This is a genomic window from Myroides odoratus, from assembly GCF_001549985.1.
Taxonomy (GTDB): domain Bacteria; phylum Bacteroidota; class Bacteroidia; order Flavobacteriales; family Flavobacteriaceae; genus Flavobacterium; species Flavobacterium odoratum_A.
Genome location: NZ_LROZ01000052.1, coordinates 1 through 857, shown reverse-complemented (window position 1 = coordinate 857; position 857 = coordinate 1). Strand labels below are relative to the sequence as shown.

General features: G+C 41.8%; 1 protein-coding gene. It reads left to right on the top strand.

Translation table 11 applies throughout. The features are described from left to right. Positions 1–821, top strand: an 821-nt coding sequence (locus AWV75_RS18210) for a gliding motility-associated C-terminal domain-containing protein (protein WP_156424217.1), incomplete at its 5' end; no start/stop codon positions are given. Positions 822–857: the final 36 nt, after the last annotated feature.

Below are 857 nucleotides of genomic sequence, written 5' to 3'. Positions count from 1 at the left end.
AAGCTCAAGCTATGGGAGATGCATCTCATATTCAAGGAGCGGTGGAAAAGATTGGAAATGAAGTTTTCATTTATCCAATAGGGGATGGCGAACGATACCGTCCTGCTCGAATTTCAGCCCCTAAAGCTGAAGGTGATATTTTCGTCGGTCAATATGTTTATAAAGATGCCGCCTTTTTCGCCTCCCGTCCTAACAAAGTTGGAGTGATCAAGGCCATCAATGACCAAGAATATTGGATTATCGATAAAGGGTCCGACAAGCAAAGTGATGTTTTGTTGACACTCACTTGGGATGAGTCGACTACTGCACCTGAAGTTTTAACCAATCCAGAAGAAGAATTACACATTGTTCGCTGGGATGCCAAGCAACAGCTATGGGTTGATGAAGGCGGTGTAGTAGATATGTCTACCAAAGAAGTGACAACTATTGGAACAGTAAAAGGCTATGGATTTTTCACCTTGGGTACAGTTAAAAAGGACTGGATTCTAGATGGAGATATTGTGATCTACAACCTGGTTACTCCTGATGGAGATGGGAAGAACGATTACTTTATCATTGACAACATCAAGAACTATCCGAACAACAAAGTTGAGATTTTCAACCGTTGGGGCGCTCGCGTTTATGAAACTAGAGGGTATGACCCTTATGGTGATGGCAGTAGCAATGTGTTTCGAGGATATTCAGATGGCAAAGCTACGATCGATAAAGGGACTAAACTTCCAAGTGGAACGTATTACTACGTGATCACGTATGAATATACGGATTCCAACGGTAGCCGCATGATCAAAAAGGCCGCGAACTTACACCTTGAAACGAACTAAAAAAGAAAGCAATGCACAGAAAAAAAACAATAAAAG